14 protein-coding genes are annotated in these 16,864 nt (G+C 46.2%); 2 read left to right on the top strand and 12 right to left on the bottom strand.

Going from position 1 to position 16,864, the window contains the following annotated elements; translation table 11 throughout:
* Positions 1-289: 289 nt before the first annotated feature.
* The 7 genes from P3339_RS18110 to P3339_RS18140 form a co-directional block, all read right to left on the bottom strand.
* Positions 290-1,024, bottom strand: coding sequence for an aspartate/glutamate racemase family protein (locus tag P3339_RS18110; protein ID WP_282951448.1), 735 nt, complete (start codon positions 1,022-1,024; stop codon positions 290-292).
* Positions 1,025-1,074: 50 nt separating this feature from the next.
* Positions 1,075-1,893: an MBL fold metallo-hydrolase gene (locus tag P3339_RS18115; RefSeq protein WP_282951449.1), complete on the bottom strand. Its 819-nt coding sequence runs from the start codon at positions 1,891-1,893 to the stop codon at positions 1,075-1,077.
* A gap of 177 nt (positions 1,894-2,070) precedes the next feature.
* Positions 2,071-2,574, bottom strand: a complete 504-nt coding sequence (locus tag P3339_RS18120) for a protein disulfide oxidoreductase (protein ID WP_282951450.1) — start codon at positions 2,572-2,574, stop codon at positions 2,071-2,073.
* A gap of 16 nt (positions 2,575-2,590) precedes the next feature.
* The gene (locus P3339_RS18125; RefSeq protein ID WP_282951451.1) at positions 2,591-3,169 is read right to left on the bottom strand and encodes a thioredoxin family protein; all 579 of its coding nucleotides are present in this window, start codon (positions 3,167-3,169) and stop codon (positions 2,591-2,593) included.
* Between the two features lie 63 nt (positions 3,170-3,232).
* Positions 3,233-4,036, bottom strand: coding sequence for a protein-disulfide reductase DsbD family protein (locus P3339_RS18130; protein WP_502867309.1), 804 nt, complete (start codon positions 4,034-4,036; stop codon positions 3,233-3,235).
* Positions 4,018-5,250 carry a protein-disulfide reductase DsbD domain-containing protein gene (locus P3339_RS18135; RefSeq protein ID WP_282951453.1) on the bottom strand — a complete coding sequence of 411 codons (1,233 nt, stop codon included), beginning with the start codon at positions 5,248-5,250 and terminating at the stop codon, positions 4,018-4,020. The genes P3339_RS18130 and P3339_RS18135 overlap by 19 nt, the downstream gene beginning before the upstream one ends.
* 513 nt (positions 5,251-5,763) lie before the next feature.
* A complete protein-coding gene (locus P3339_RS18140; RefSeq protein WP_020412185.1) occupies positions 5,764-6,792 on the bottom strand; it encodes a glycosyltransferase family 4 protein in 1,029 nt (342 codons plus the stop codon).
* A 1,235-nt stretch (positions 6,793-8,027) separates the two neighbouring features.
* Here P3339_RS18140 and P3339_RS18145 point away from each other — a divergent pair.
* Complete coding sequence (locus P3339_RS18145) at positions 8,028-9,656, top strand: di-heme oxidoredictase family protein (RefSeq protein WP_282951454.1); 1,629 nt, start codon at positions 8,028-8,030, stop codon at positions 9,654-9,656.
* 83 nt (positions 9,657-9,739) lie between these two features.
* Here the strand turns inward: P3339_RS18145 and P3339_RS18150 are convergent, their stop codons facing one another.
* On the bottom strand, positions 9,740-10,228 hold the full coding sequence (locus P3339_RS18150; RefSeq protein ID WP_353056847.1) for a GFA family protein: 489 nt from the start codon (positions 10,226-10,228) through the stop codon (positions 9,740-9,742).
* Between the two features lie 152 nt (positions 10,229-10,380).
* On the opposite strand from P3339_RS18150, the gene P3339_RS18155 reads away from it, so the two are divergent.
* Positions 10,381-11,169, top strand: a complete 789-nt coding sequence (locus P3339_RS18155; RefSeq protein WP_282951455.1) for a class I SAM-dependent methyltransferase — start codon at positions 10,381-10,383, stop codon at positions 11,167-11,169.
* Between the two features lie 376 nt (positions 11,170-11,545).
* On the opposite strand, the gene P3339_RS18160 is transcribed toward P3339_RS18155, so the two are convergent.
* From P3339_RS18160 to der, 4 genes are all read right to left on the bottom strand, one after another.
* On the bottom strand, positions 11,546-12,367 hold the full coding sequence (locus tag P3339_RS18160; protein WP_282951456.1) for an MBL fold metallo-hydrolase: 822 nt from the start codon (positions 12,365-12,367) through the stop codon (positions 11,546-11,548).
* 697 nt (positions 12,368-13,064) lie between these two features.
* Positions 13,065-13,754 (bottom strand): tRNA (N6-threonylcarbamoyladenosine(37)-N6)-methyltransferase TrmO, encoded by a 690-nt coding sequence (gene tsaA, locus P3339_RS18165; RefSeq protein ID WP_020412180.1) that lies wholly within the window; start codon positions 13,752-13,754, stop codon positions 13,065-13,067.
* Between the two features lie 55 nt (positions 13,755-13,809).
* Positions 13,810-15,273: an NAD-dependent succinate-semialdehyde dehydrogenase gene (locus P3339_RS18170; protein ID WP_282951457.1), complete on the bottom strand. Its 1,464-nt coding sequence runs from the start codon at positions 15,271-15,273 to the stop codon at positions 13,810-13,812.
* 139 nt (positions 15,274-15,412) lie between these two features.
* Entirely contained in the window at positions 15,413-16,807 is a 1,395-nt protein-coding gene (gene der, locus P3339_RS18175; protein ID WP_282951458.1) for a ribosome biogenesis GTPase Der, read from the bottom strand.
* Positions 16,808-16,864 lie beyond the last annotated feature (57 nt).

The following is a 16,864-nucleotide window of genomic DNA, read 5'->3' on the forward strand; positions in this document are numbered from 1 at the left end:
GACAATTTAAATCATGCCTTATCTGATTAAGTCGACATTTATGTCATTCGTAACAACCGACATATGCCTGGATCAATTTAAATTTTATTTAAATCGGTTATGGAACTTAAAAAAATGAACCTCTATTCGGAAGAGTGAAATCAACGAGACCAGAATAACTTGATTCGATAATCAAACAAACCATCCTAAAGAGAGTGAAGTTCTGAAAAGAAATTATATTAGAGGGCAATAGTTAAGAATCACCCAGCACTAAATTGAGTAATTCTCAACGTTGCAATCGGCTTTTTAGTTATGAAAGAGCAAACTCAACCGCCTTAGCCGCATGAATTTGAGTAGTATCAAGGAGGGTAACCTCGATATCATCCTGAGTGACCAACAAGCCTATTTCAGTACACCCAAGAATCACAGCCTCAGCCCCCCTATCTGACAAAGATTGAATAATTCTCAGATACTCTTTTTTGGAATCTTCACGCAAGTCTCCCTTGCAAAGCTCATCGAAGATAATCGAATGTACCTTTTTTCGATCACTCCTTTCAGGAACAATAACTGCTACCCCATATTTACTCTGGATTCTCTCCCGATAAAAGTCCTGCTCCATTGTGAATGCCGTACCCAGCAATCCAACTTTTTTCATTCCCTCCCGGACAAGAACCTCGGCCGTGGCATCGGCAATATGTAACAACGGAATGTTAATCGATAGCTCTACCTGGCTGGCCACTTTATGCATGGTGTTGGTACATATCAATACACAGTCTGCGCCCGCCGCCTGGATCCTCTGAGCAGATCTGGCCAGTAACTGCCCTGATTCCTCCCACTCTCCAGCAACTTGCAATTTTTCAATTGCCGCAAAATCCACACTGTATAGAATAATCTCAGCCGAGTGCAGTCCTCCAAGCTGACGATTAACCCCTTGATTAATCAACTGATAATAAGTCTGGGTACTCTCCCAACTCATACCACCGAGTAATCCCAACTTTTTCAAATTCCTATTCCTTATACTTTTATAAGATTGATTTTTTAACACGGCAGAGACTCACCCACAAGACACTCTATCGTTCATACTTAAAGAGGAATCTATTTGAAATACTTGGATGGATCAAATGCCATACATGAAGCGATCAGATTTCTTTTACTGAAATTATATCCGGACAACAAACCCATTAAATTCTCGCGCCCCAGAAGCTTTTTGGTAATCTGTTTGAGTGGCAGCCCTTGTCGACCGAGTTCTTGTGCTGCGCTGGACAGTTCCAACAAATAGTCATATTTATCCTGCAGACGCTTTTTTCCATTCTCAACCATTCCCCGATGCGGACAGAGAATCAGTTCGAAATCATACTCAAGCACCCTGCGGATACTTTGCATCAGGGTCGGGATACTTTCATCTTTGCGCAACAGCTTTAGATGGCTGGCAACATAGAGGTCCGCAGTAAAAATCCAGCCGCGATCCTGCATCAGATAACAAATCATATCCTTCGCATGCCCTGGAGCTGGTATGGGAATTACTTTCTCACCAGCTATTCGCAGATCCTTCGGTAATTCTGCAGCTTCAGCCAATCCCGCAGCCCCCCATATCAGACGCTGTATTGGCGGTATGCGAAAACCCCTCTTTAGGATTTCGACAGTTGCTTTGGGAGCCCGAGGCTGAATACCCGTAAGTTTATAAATGGAGCCGGCATTACCACTGTGGTCCTCATGGTGGTGAGTTAACAACAGTTGTTTGAAAGGCTTATTCTTAACAAACCACTTCACGTATTTCCACTGATTACTGGGACCAGCATCAACAATGGTGTCCTTCAATCGATATACGATAAACGTCGTATTGATTCCAAAGTCAAACCTGCCAACCCTTTGTGCATCCAGGTCCTTATAGTCAAAAGAATCAATAACCGACACACAACCCTCCGGCACTGGAAAGTAGGCATTGAAATCTCACCTCAGGAAAGGCATATCGTGCCATCCTGCTGATTATCCTGTTTGGAGTTGAGTAAATCGGTAAATCAGCAAATTTTCTTCAGGCGACATTCCGGCTCTCGCTCTTAAGAAAAACCGAATCCAGCCGGAATAAGCCTGCTATTCAGTCAACTCCAAGCGCAGCTTCAGTCCCAGCTTGGTAGTAGTGCCGCTGGTTACCCAGGCTATCTTTCCATCACTCCCTACTATAACCATAGTCGGTGTAACCCTGACCCCCCAAAGGGCACTGGTAACTCCTCCGGGGTCATTGATCGTGGGGAATTTTAAGTTGTAGCGCTGCATATACTCTTCCACCACCTCCTCTGACCCAGACTGCATAGCGATACCAATAACCTGGTGCTCACGGGCCAACTCAGAAATTTTTGGAGAAACTATACGACAGTAGGGGCACCAGGTTGCCCAAAAATAGATAAGTACCGGTCCCTGGGTTGTCATCTGCTGAAGGTCGAGGAGATTGCCGTGAAGTGACTCCCCCTTAAGGGGAGGTGCCTGCTCTTTTGGTACATCTCGCTGCTGATAGTAAGCAACTGCTGTTGTCACCAGAATCACAAGCAAGGCGAAGACTGCAAATTTTCCCGCCAGCCGAACCCAGTGATCCCGCACCTCTACCACCTCTTCTCTAATACTTTACACTGCAACCATAGGCCCTGGATGATGACCGTGGAACGACTTTTCCTTTGAGGGATGCATCCAGGGCAGCAGAGACATAATTGTGGGAATTGGCGATAACTGAGGGATTTGCTGAGTCATTGTCATCAATTGCCCCTGCATATACCACTTTCCCTTCAGGATTAATAATAAACATATGTGGTGTTGTCTTCGCACCGAAGGCACGCCCCATTTCACCACTGGTATCCAATAAAAAAGGTCTACTGGCACTTAAATTATGGGTTTTGGCCACACTAAGTGCCTCTGCCGGCTCCAGGTATCCCTGCTTGCCTTCGGCGGAAGAAATAACTGTTAACCATCTAACATCCTGCTCAGTATATTTTTTCTGCAGGAATTGCATATTACCACTGCCATAATGTTTCTTTACATAGGGACAATCTTTGTTAAACCATTCAATTACAAGCCATTGACCCGCATAATCTGCCAATGAATGCTTATCCCCCTGAGCATCAACAACTGAGAAATCTGGCGCCTTTTCGCCCGGTACGGCAGTTGCCGCCACACTGGATGAGAGCAATAAAAAAACCATAACCAGCCTTTCGAGAAGAGGCTGCTATTTATAATCTTCATACCCATGACCAGTTGCCCTTTTCTATTTGCCTTTTCTTTTTTCATTGAATAAATCGGCGATTATGGATTCCTGCAATATTTGTGGCAAAAGCTGCGGTTCTCTGGATCCAGCTGGATACCAGGCGTAGACCGGCACAGAATTACGTCCCAAGGCAGCCAAAGCCTCTGTGATTTCTGGGTCCTGCCTGGTCCAATCCGCACGGAGTAGCAAAACCTTATTCTTATGGAATAATCTTTGTACTTCAGGCGTATCCAAAACTAGTTTTTTATTCACTTGACAGGTAATACACCATGCCGCAGTGTAGTCGATAAATACTGGACGCCCCTCTTCCAAGGCCTGATCCAATAAACTGCGATCATACTCCTGCCAACCGGCAGCAACCTTGGAAAACGTCTTCTCTTTCGGGGTTAAGGTCGAATAGCCAATCACCAAAAAAGTCAGCATCAATATCCATGCAATAATACGGCCGATACGTGAAAAGTTATATCCGAGCCATAAAGTGAAAGTAACTGCCAACAATAATAAGGCACCGATTAACCAACCGCTCTCCCCCAGAATCCTCCCCAGCACCCAAAGCAGCCAGATGACAGTCGCGTAGAGAGGAAAAGCCAGGAATTGGCGCAGCTTTTCCATCCATGGACCGGGCCTCGGCAACCGCTTTAAAAGAACTGGGCTGGCACAGAGTAAGACAAAAGGTGCGGCAAGACCCATCCCCAATCCTAGAAAAATAAGCAGTGCTTCAACCGCCGGCAATACAGCCGCGGTACCCAATGCAACTCCCATAAAAGGCCCTGTACAGGGAGCCGCTACGAATACAGCCAACACCCCAGTTGCAAAAGAGCCCCCCGGCTGACGCCAGCTAGATTTACCAGGCGGTGCCCGAACTCAAAGACACCACTGAATGACAAACCCATAAGCCAGAAAAGTGCTATCAGCGCCATTACCACCGGAGCGGATTGCAATTGAAACCCCCAGCCGATAGCCGCACCCCATGAGCGAAGTACCAGAAGCAATACTCCCAAGGCGACAAATGTAGTAAGCACCCCAGCGCCATATAAAAGCCCCTCTCGCCACCTGCCCCTCTCGCTATAGCCCTCGTTTACCAATCCCAATAACTTGATGGAAAGTACGGGAAAAACACAGGGCATCAAATTCAAAATAATCCCACCTGCTAGGGCAGCGAGGACCAGAAGCCATAGAGGGCGCGACTTTGCTTCTGGCATTGCTGTACCAAACGAAACTCTATCCAGGCGCCAGGCACGAGTACCATCCGTTAACACAAAATCCGCAGATTCACTCAAGGCAGCACCAGGTTGGCGCCCAAAAGTATAATCCAGCGTCTTTCCTTCCCGCTGAAGTTTCGGCTTTGACGCGGTAAATAGGTCACCATTTATGGGGAATACTTTAGGTGCTTTAGATGCCGTTTCCGACTCGAGTAAAAGATGAATTCGATCTTTGCCCTGCGCCGCCAGAGAAATCGGTTTCCAGGGGCTATACACACTTGACTGGGGAACCCTCTTTGCAAAGTGATTCCGCAAATCCAGGTTCGCTGAAGACCAGCGAGTCTCATCTGACACCGGGCGGGTTAAGGTCATAGTGCCAAACCCGGGAATACATTCTATTTTGCACACAAGCCATTCAAGCTCGGCGCTTAAGGCAATTACCTTGCCTCCCCTGTCAGGAGTTAAATCGAACAGGTAGGCGACATTCCCTTCATACCCTAGGTTGGTCAGGTGCTCTATCTTGAGACGAGAGGGGAATGGCCACTCAATTGCCCCTACCTCGGCTCCATTTGGAGTTATGGTGAATCGCGGTGCCGCCCCCGAGTCCCCGGGATTACGCCAGTAAACGTGCCAGCCGGGGTCAACTTCAAAGTAGAAACCGATTTTTTCACTGGCTCGATCTACAAAACTTGAAGGCGCCAACCAACGAACAGTAACATGGTCTCCAGATATACTTTCCTGGGCAATGAGATGTGTACTTCCCGCCAGTAGTAAAAAACCCAGGATATTTATTAAAAAATTTCTTCTATCAATCACAATTGTCGCTTCCTCGGCGGCATTGTTCCTGGAATTGTTACAACACATACTCCGACAGTCTGGGATTAAGTCACAAACTATGACATAACCTGACTCAGGTGTCGTATGTTCTCATTATAAGTGTATGGCGGACATTTCCTTGCTTGTGATATTGATGGCGTCTCCTAAGCCTCTCTAATCATTTTGAATGATCAATTCTCTGACGCCAAGCAAATTCGCACACCGATAAAGCCCTAATAGCCATCCTGAGATTCCATGAGATCCATGCTGTACAAGCGAATATAACGGCTTATATCCAAAAAATAATTGAAAATTACACCGAGGTTTTACAGATTGCAGCTCAAGGTGATGTGATCGATATAATAAAACTGAAACACCAAATGATTGAGATGGTAAATGTCTAACCATATATAATGGCCGATCTATTAGTTTATACTTAAACACTACAGATCAAATTTACCGAAAACCTGCCTCTTAAATTAGAAAAAATTCATCCTATGGTATGAATGAAAACTAGAACTCCACAGCAACCGGCTCTTCCACCCTGACAGGCACCAACCCGGAGAGAAAGTCTTCTGTAGCAACATCCCACGAAAAAGTTCTGGCATGGGCAATACAATCTTCTCCTTTAAGTAAAAGAGCGCGCTCAATCGCCACTTTCAGGTTTTCATGCACTACTCCTACAGGAGCATCACCAATAATATCTTTTGGGCCAGTAACTGGGTAAGCAGCAACAGGTAAACCACAGGCCAATGCCTCAAGATTAACCAGGCCAAAAGTATCAGTTAAGGAGGGAAATACAAAAACATCTGCACTGCTATAGCATTCTGTCAGCGCCTCCCCCTCACGAACCCCCATGTAAATTGCTGATGGGAATTTTCTTTTTAATATATTTAATTGGGGACCATCCCCTACGATAACCTTAGTTCCCGGAAGCTCAAGCGAGAGAAATTTTTCCAGTGATTTTTCAACGGCAACACGCCCCACATTCAACATAACAGGCCTAGGCAAACCATCGAAGACTGTCGACTCTACTGGACGAAATTTATCCAACTCTACTCCACGCCGCCAGTGTCTTACCCTGGTAATCCCCATAGCCTTAGCTTCAGATGCCATGCCATCTGTTGTTACCATTGTGTGCGCCGCTGACTGATGAAACCGCAATAAAAGATTATGTAACCAGCTGACAGGAATTTTTACTCGGATTGATATATATTCTGAAAGTCTGGAAAGCCAAGAAGTAGTAAATCTTAGACCGCGTTGTTTACAATAACCTCGCACCGCCCATCCCACCGGGCCCTCTGTCATAATATGAATAGCATCAGGGCAAAACTCATCCACAATCCGGGTTACTCTTTGCCCAGGGAAAACTGCAATTTTTATTTCCTGGTATCCTGGCCATGGAAAGGCCATACAATCATCAGCTGATAATATTTTAACCTCATGCCCGCGTAAGGTGAGTTCTTTATAAGTCTTATCAAGAACTCTGGAAACACCATTTAATTGCTGTGGGTAAGTATCAGTGGCGATTAATATCTTCATATCTGATACTCCTTAACTACAACATACAACAAAGTTGCTACTCAAACCTTGCACTCCCTTATTTGACAATACCTCAAATAGACAACGGTGATATAAACAGGATATTTTTTCAATTAAAATTACGAACATATTTCCTGAAATTCCCTATTTATCTTTAGATGCTCAATTTTCTGTGCATCAGAATCTATTCCAGCAACTTACTTCCAATAATAAAAACACTTTCCCCAACGAACTCACTTCAGACAGACCCAAACTGGATATTAAGCGACAATACCTCTAATATACCAGCTCAAGAGCCTGTGTTTTCTTTCAACTAATCTTTCTTTTATTTTTTTTCATAAAACTAAAGCAAAACTCTCTTCCAGTTGGGCTACCCTATTTCACAACCAGCCTGAAAATCTCACACACTTATAAATCAAACAAACTTTATTAATCACTAAATCCCATAATTTAGATAACCTTGAGCATGTACCATGCCCCCGGAACTATAGCAGTCAGAACAGGTAAAACTATCTCACTCTTTACTTATTGAAATATATGTCAAAGAAGCAATAATTCACGCCACATTGATGTAATTTACGCCATTCTCCAGTTTTAACAGATTTCTAGTCTAAACCACTAATCACCTTAATTAGCTCACAGCTTTCCAAAAGAAGGAAAGAACGCCAAAATGTTGAGGCCTAAGATACCTGTGAGCCACAATCTTCCCTGCAATCCCCTCACTGCTTCCTGCATCCTTATTTTTTACACATTTCGCATTCACACCTCACAGATTCTCCCCACTCACTGCCAACTTGAAGATTTACATTTGGAAAATTTTATTCAGAATCACGGAACTACAGGACAAAACATGACAACTAAGACATGTCAGACAATTACAACAGAGTTGTGCAAGCACGCAACGGGTTATGGGCAAAAATAAATATTCGGGGTTGGAGCCTGGGCTGGAAGTAATAATCAATCCTGGGCAAAAGATGGGTCTTCTCAATTATATTTCCCGATTTTTAAGCCTAAGGTCTCGAACGTTTTTTTTTCAAGGCCTGCATGGATGCACTTTAGTTCTATGAAAGTGCACCTAATGAGACTGAAAAATTTAAATTTTCAATGAATAGGCAATTATTCCTATAGCTGACTGTTTAGCCACAGGAAAGTAGTCAATTCAGTCTCATATCAAGCGTATCTGCATAGACATAATCGCTCCATCCATGTCTCATCAGAATCGGGAGATACAGTTAATGATTTCCAAAAAGCATCTATTACCTATTTCAATGGCACTATCAGCCCTATTGTTTACCCCGGTACCCATATTGGCTGACTTTGGTTCCAAACACGATAAAAACCGAGTTCCCAAGAATGCCAGAAAAGGACCCAGACCATCCCGGCAACAGCCCTTTGATTTCAGTGAAATCTTTAATACTGTGCAAATCCTCGAGGCCGGTGCTGTAGAGAGGCACCTTGGTGGCCACCTGGAGCAATCGGAGTTGGAAGCCATGGATCCCATAGAGGCCTATGTGCACGCCTTTGAGGAGGGGGATGAACTGTTCGAAATGAATTACAACGCCCTAGACGGAGTTGGAGTCAACGTCGGCAATGGTAAACGCTTTACCAGTTTTCCAAGGCCGGATCTAAAAGGCCCCATGGCCTGGGCCAATATCCTACCGCACAGGACCACCGGTCCAAATGGTGACTCCTGTATTAGTTGCCACAATGTACCCGTGGCCGATGGCGGTGGCGGTGTGAATGACAATGTGATCCGTATGGACCCGGAACGTAAACAAAAAGGCTTTATCGAGCGTCAATCGCCACACCTCTTTGGCATGGGGGCGGTACAGCTAGTTGCTGAAGAAATGACCACGGAACTGCATACACTACGCGACGACGCCATCTCCGAAAGTTGTAACTCAGGAGAAAGTCATATAGTGAAAATGATAACCAAGGGGGTTAACTTTGGTGAAATCAGTGTCTCCTGTGGAAATGTAAATTACGATAATCTCGATGGCATTGATACAGACCTGGTTGTTCGTCCTTTTGAGTGGAAAGGGCTCACGGGTTATGTCCGCGCCTTTGTACGTGGAGCTGCTCACCAGGAACTTGGCATGCAAGCTACAGAGCTGGTGGGGGATGCCGATAGCGATTTTGACTCAGTAACCAACGAACTCAGTGTTGGGGATATCACTGCACTGGCCATTTATAATGCCGCCCAACCTCGTCCCGTTACCAAGCTTGAACTCAATAGTGTAATCAGCACATTGAGTGAAGAGGAACAGGAGATTTACGGTCTACCACTTAGCGAAGCTGATATTGCCGGCATTCAAAACGGTGAAGTGATTTTTAATTCTATTGACTGTGCTTCCTGCCACAGCCCTGAAATGGAAGTGGCATCACCAATATTTTACGAGCCTTCCAAGCATGCCAGCTTCCGTGACGAGACATACCCAGCAGGAGACATTGCCGGCCTGCCGACAACTTCACTACAGTTCAACCTACTGACTGATATTCTCGATAACCCTCAGGAACTCGCCTCAGGACAAACCCTGGGACAATTTGAAGAATCTGAAAATGGTGGGGCTATTGTACGTCTATATGGCGACCTTAAACGGCACGATATGGGTAGGGCCATGGCGGAGGAGTTCGACGAGGGCAATGTAGGCGCATCAGTGTTCCTAACGGAAAACTTGTGGGGCGTAGGTTCTACAGCCCCCTACTTACACGACGGACGCGCAACAACGATGACCGAAGCCATTCTCTATCACGGTGGTGAAGCTCAATCCAGTAAAGAACAGTTTGATGCATTGAGTGATACAGAAAAAGCCGACCTTCTGAGCTTTCTCAATAACCTGGTTCTCTACCTAGCCCCAGAATAACTTGCCTGAACAACACAATGAAGCGGGGCGGCCAAATGGCTCGCTCCGCCTCTCTTCATTTAATATCATCATTGGGTAATGACCTACACATTAAGATGACGGCATTTGTGCCATTCTGCCAGGGATTCCTCGGGGTAAGCGTCGAAGCTTTGATCACTCTCGTGAATATCTGGCTCTATCCAAGGCCTGGCATACTGCAACATCATGTGGGTCCGCTCAGGAGGGATAGGCAACTCGGTATCTATAGCTGAGGCAAAGGGATGTACCAGCTCTGGCCAACGTGGATCCCAGAGCCAAAGTGCACTGCCACACCTGGAACAAAAATGGCGTTGAGCTGGACTTTCAAAAACCTCACTCCGCTCAGGACACTCTACTCTAGCCTGATAAACCGATAAAAATTCCTTGCCATCAACCTTCATGGAATTGAAATCTCCTCCCAAGTTTATTGCGTAGCCCCCTCCCCCAGCAGTCTTGCGACATATTGAGCAGTAACAGCGATTGAAAGGATAGGGTTGCTCGGAGTTCAAGGTGAACCGCACCGACTGACAATGACAAGAACCTTTAAGTTTCACGATATCACTCCCTGAAAATTCATCCCTGATCAAGTCTAATTTACAGATATGCTTTTACCGACAGAAAAGCAACTCGCGGTTATCCCTTCCTGTAATTGTATTTGGGCTAGACTGAGAAACTCCCACCGAATAAGCAACAGGGTGCCAAAACCATGGATAAGCCCATCAGACACGATAAATGGCAGGCTCAGGAATATGTAAAAGCGTCCTCCATGCAGTGGCGCCATGCAATGGAAGCCATACAACGTTGCAACTATCAAAAGGCCAGTGCCATTCTCGATGTCGGCTGTGGCGATGGCAGAATCACCCATTATCTAGCCGAACGCCTTGAGAATGGTAAAATTATCGGTGTGGATCTCACTGAAGATATGATTCACCACGCCCGTAAAGTCCACACTGGCATACCCAATCTTTCCTTCGAGCAGATGAGTGCCGACGAAATTCAGTTCAATGAGCAGTTCGACATTATTTTTTCCTTCAGCTGCCTACATTGGGTGGCAGACCAGAAGAAGGTCTGGGATGGCTTCTATAAGCACTTAAAGGAAGGTGGCAAGATTGTGGTCGGTTTTCAGGTTGGTCATGAGAATTTCTGGGATACAGTATACGAATTCCAACACGATAATGACTGGCAACCATATTTTGAGAGTTTTCTCGATCCCTACAACCACTATACGCTCAACGAAATGCGTAATTATATCGAAGGGTCAGGATTTTACCTACCCAGGATTGATGAAATTCATCATGTGGAAAACTTTGGGACCCGAGACACGCTCACAGCGTTTTTCTTATCTTGGGTACCCCAGTTTAGACATTTGCAGCCCCCGCAAAGAGAAAAGTTTTCTCATCAAGTCATGAGTAAATATTTTAAAAAGATAGAGCCCAAGACTCGCAAAAATGCAGGAATAAGAATCAAAAGATTTATTATTGAAGCAGAAAAATAATATAAAAACAGATTTACATACAGTACTCCGGACCAAAAACAAGGTATATCGTTCATTCATCACCTGGCGCCCCAAGAAACCTCGCCACCATCTAGCTTGCGACCAACACCAGATATAATCCCTCCTCACTGATTATTGATCATATACCCAGTGCAATGCTATCCAAAACTACTATATTGAGCACCGACCACCTCCAGTGTATGCGAAGTGAAAATAATTCCAACCAACAACTATAAAAATCAAAATAGCAGTAGAGGCCTTTACGCACCTAAATCCAAAGCAACTTAATTAACCCCTCAAAGGCAATCAAGTCAATGAAACCAAACCGACCTAAAAACTATTATACTAAGGACATTAAAAATTTCTTAGAGAGGCATTAAAATCGAGGCATTTCATCAAGATTAACATTCAAACAGGAAGCAATGAGGTTTCTCTTGCAAAAATTATAACCGGTGAGTTTGCTAACCAAACCCTCTTTACCCAGCAGACGCAAAGTACTTTCTTCCAGGGACAGACCCTTTTTTTGTAAATTTTGTGCATCACCAGTTAAGTTTAGCAGGAATTCATATTTCTCATTAAGCTGCTTCCACCCATTCTCTACCACTCCTCGATGCGGACAGAGAATTACGTCGAACTCCTGATCAAGTACCCCTTTAATACTTTTCAGTAAAGTGGGGATATGCTCATCTATCCGCAAAAATTTGAGGTAATTGGCAATATAAAGATCCGCACTGAATAGCCAACCGCGATTCGGTATTAAATAGCAAGTCATATCCTTAGCATGCCCTGGACTAAACAGAGGTACAACTCTTTCTTTACCAATAAAGATATTCCCGGGCAGCGGCGCCACTTCTGCTTTGCCCGCAGTACCCCAGAAGAGTTTCTGCATGGGCGGTATGCGAAACCCCTTCCTGAGAATACTAATGGTTTGCTCAGGAGCCAAAGCCTGGACACCGGTCAGGCGGTGGATAAGTCCAGCATTACCGCTATGATCTTCATGGTGATGGGTGAGCAAAAGCTGGTTGATGGGACCACTTTGGATAAAAGGTTTGACATAGCGCCACTGATTACTGGGCCCTGTGTCAATCACTGTGCCATTCAGCCGATATACAACAAAAGTGGTGTTGACTCCCATATTAAAGCGGCCAACTCGCAACGCATCAAGATCCTGGTAGCGAAAGGATTCACGTACAGACATGGGGTACCCTCTAAATCAATGAGCGCTATTCTTATGTGGTTATAGTAAAGAGGAAATTGCAATTTCCCTGAAAATACGTGACATATTACTACTTCAAAGGTAACCAGAGAAATCCAACGACATGCTTTTGGATACACTTGAAAAAAGCATGCCCGAACAGTCACATCATGAGTTGACTTATTACATATGATTTTTTGAGCATTTTTTTCGTGTAAAGTAATTTTTAAGAACACCCCCTTTCTATAAGGGACAAAAAATAAATGATTTAAGTAAATCACACGCAGGCCTCACCCAAACAATCAAGCCATTAGCATATAGGTAAATATTTACCTAAAAGAAAAAACTCCCAGGCAGAACCTTATAAATATTTATATTTTCCACTACGGTTATAATTTCACTATTGCCACAATCGCCTAGAAAGCTATTTACTCAAACCGCGAAGAACTCTTTTAAGCGCCTTTAAAAATTGTGCACCTAATTTTAGAAAACGATTGCAAACATTCAGGCCCTATTTTCAAGTTAACCTAAAAATCACCCTCAAATTATCTCCAAGTAAAATTGATTCCGCAAAGTATTACTCGTGTATTGGACTTATATTAGACTCCAACGCTGGCAGCTACATTGAAATAGCTGAAAGTGGATATCCTGTTTTTACCAGACATATAGGGACACCCTAAGATAGAAAATTTAAGGCATCTTACAGAGCAACTAAGGAGACCACTTCTATTCCCTTCCCGGTATAGCGCCAGCAAAGATTAAAACCACACAGCTTCATCCCATAGACACGCTTAGGATCTGTCCGCTGATAAGCAGGCCTGGGATCTTGGGCCAGTACTTGCTCAATTAACCGTGGTAAATCTGTTCCCCAGTCATCGCAGAACTCCCTTGCCTGGTGCAGAATCTCCTCGGGGATAAACACAGGGGTCAATTCAGGAGCGGCACCGGCAAAAGCACTCTCTGCGGATGGTAATGCATCGGCATAGGGCACATAGGGCTTGATATCCAATACCGGGGTGCCATCTACCAGGTCAGCCCCAGCAACAACCAATTCAACTTTTGGTGAGGTTCGCACTTCTACCAAACGGACTACAGAAAGGCCAATATTGTTTGGCCTAAATGGTGAGCGGGTAGCGAGTACGCCGAGCTTTTTATTACCACCCAATCGCGGGGGACGTACTTTGGCAGACCACTGCCCAGCTGCCTGGTGAAACAGAAATACCACCCATATATGGCTATTCTCCTCCAGACCCGCTACCGCATCCGCTACATTCAATGGTGATAATAGTTCAATACTTGCACGACTGGCGTCGGCAAGCATTGGCTGCCGGGGCACACCAAATTTCTCACCAAAGCAGGAATGCACACGCCCTATAGGCTCAACAACCATGGAAATTCCAAGTAACCATTAATGAGCCGGACATTTTAAACCAGTTGCTGTTTTTTTATTTATCAATGCCGCCAATGCACAAGTACTTTACCTCCAGGTAGTCCTCAATACCGTATTTGGACCCCTCTCGTCCCTGGCCAGATTCCTTCACTCCACCAAACGGTGCCATCTCATTGGAAATTATGCCCTCGTTAACGCCCACCATGCCGTATTCAAGGGCTTCAGATACGCGACAAACACGGCCAATATCCCTGGAGTAAAAGTAGGAGGCCAAGCCGAATTCAGTATCGTTGGCCATCCTCACAACCTCTTCCTCGGTGGAGAACTTATACAAGGCCGCGACAGGCCCAAAAATCTCCTCTTTAAATAGATGCATCTGATCCGTGGCATTACCAAGTACCATAGGGGAATAGAAGTGATCTCCTATAGAACTGGGCCCTCCGGCAACCAGGGTCTGCGCACCTTTCTGCAGGGCATCCTCCACCAGAGACTCTACTTTTTTAACGGCCTTGGTAGTAATCATGGGCCCAACATCGGTTTTGTCATCTACGCCGTTGCCCAGGGTTAGCTTATTGACCGCTTCAATAAACTTGTGTGAAAACGCTTCATAAACCCCCTCCTGCACAAAAATCCGGTTGGCACAGACGCAGGTCTGGCCCGCATTACGGTATTTACAGATGATGGCACCTTTTACCGCCTCATCCAGATCCGCATCGTCAAAAACAATAAAGGGCGCGTTACCGCCTAACTCCATGGAGGTTTTCTTCATGGTCTGGGCACATTGGGCCTGTAACAGCTTGCCTACAGCGGTTGAACCGGTAAAAGTGAACTTGCGCACCAGGGGATTCGAAGTCATCTCGGCACCGATAGCCGGTGCATTCTGTCCAGCGACAATATTAAAGATACCGGCGGGAATACCTGCCTCCTCAGCCAACACAGCCAGGGACAGTGCGGAGAGCGGGGTCTCTTGAGCAGGCTTGGCAATAAAGGGGCAACCAGCGGCCAAAGCAGGGGCCATCTTACGGGCAATCATGGCACTAGGGAAATTCCAGGGAGTGATGGAACAGGTAACACCCACCGGCTGCTTGATTACTGCTATACGGCGGTCGCTGGCAGGCGGTGCTATCACATCACCATAAACACGCTTAGCCTCTTCGGAAAACCATTCGATATAGTTGGCACCGTAGACAATTTCAGTGCATGACTCGGAAAGGGGCTTCCCCTGTTCGGCAGTCAGTATTTTGGCTAAATCTTCGGTATTGGCAATAACCAAGTCATACCAGCGACGCAGTATCCTGGCACGCTCTTTGACCGGTGTTCCCATCCAGGCCGGCCACGCGGCAGCGGCAGCCTCAATGGCACGACGTGTTTCGTTTCCCCCAAGGTCGGCAATGCTGGCAACAACTTTGCCAGTAGCCGGATCTATGACATCAAAAGTTGCACCGGAATCGGCATCGATCCACTGGCCATTGATATAAGACTGGGTGCGCAGCAGCGCAGGGTTGTTCAGCTCCAGCATCGCCATCTCCTTATGGTGTCTTGCCCGATTCCCATTGCAATGGGAATCAACTGCTTAGGATATTAACCCGTAATTATCCCCTCAAAGTGCAACACTATGAGGGGATTTGCGACACTTGGATTGACTGGCGCTAGAAGCCTTACTTTTTCTTTTTCACAAACTTCATCAGACGGCGCTTCTTAGCCTTCTGCCGGTCCGTCAGCTTGTTTTTCTTATCGGCATAGGGGTTGGCGCTGGTACGAAACTCAATCTTCACCGGAGTCCCTTGCAGGTCCAGGGCTTTGCGAAAGGTCTTCTCCAAATAGCGCACATAGTGGGCCGGTACCTGCTCTGTCTGGTTGCCATGGATCACAATCACCGGCGGATTCTGTCCACCTGCGTGCGCGTAACGCAGTTTGATACGGTGGCCATGCACCAATGGTGGTTGGTGCTCACTTACTGCCCATTGGAGAATACGAGTCAGATGGTTAGTAGAGAGTTTGTCTGTAGCACTCTGATAGGCCGATTCGATAGAGTCGTACAAATGACCGACACCTGTGCCATGCAGTGCAGAAATAAAATGCACATCGGCGAAATCAACAAAGCGCAAGCGGCGCTCCAGCTCTGCTTTCACGTATTCACGATGATCCGCTTCCAAGCCATCCCACTTGTTCAGAGCCACAACCAAGGCACGCCCAGCCTGGATCACACTACCCATAAGGTGCATATCCTGATCCACCAGGCCCTCACGGGCATCAATCACCAGAACCACCACATTGGCATCTTCCACCGCTTGCAAGGTTTTTACGATAGAGAACTTCTCTACCGATTCCTTAATGTTCTTGCGCCGGCGGATTCCCGCAGTATCGATCAAGGTGTAAGGTTTCTCGTCACGCTCATAATTGATATAGACACTATCGCGGGTGGTTCCCGGCTGGTCATAAACAACTACACGATCCTCGCCTAATAGTCGATTGACCAAGGTCGATTTGCCCACATTGGGTCGGCCGACGATAGCGATCTTGATCCCGGTGGCCTCATCAACCTCTTCGGGTTCTACCACCTCAGGTAGATCTTCCACCACTCTTTGCATCAATGAGCGAACGCCACGCCCCTGTGTTGCAGTAGTTGGGAACAGCTCACCGATACCCAGCTCATAGAACGGAGCCAAGGCAATATCCGGGTTGACTCCATCAACCTTGTTGGCCACAAGAAAAGTGGGCTTGGAGCGAGTACGCAGTCGCTCGGCGATCATTTGGTCTGCAGGGGTGAGCCCGGCACGACTGTCCACCAGGAACAGGACAATATCCGACTCTTCTATAGCCTGCATAGATTGCTGCGCCATGGCAGCATCAATACCTTCCTCCCCGCCGCTAATACCACCGGTATCAACCAAGAGTACTTTGCGCCCGTCGATCTCCGCCTCACCATATTTGCGGTCACGGGTAAGACCTGCATAGTTGGCCACCAAGGCGTCACGGCTCCTGGTAAGACGATTAAACAGGGTGGATTTGCCCACATTGGGGCGCCCGACCAGGGCGATTACTGGCAGCATACAAATTCTGGCTTTTAGCCTAATAAATAAATACAAACGCCCGCTCGAGGCGGGCGA

The organism is Microbulbifer sp. MLAF003 (assembly GCF_030012965.1).
In the GTDB taxonomy this organism is placed as follows: domain Bacteria; phylum Pseudomonadota; class Gammaproteobacteria; order Pseudomonadales; family Cellvibrionaceae; genus Microbulbifer; species Microbulbifer variabilis.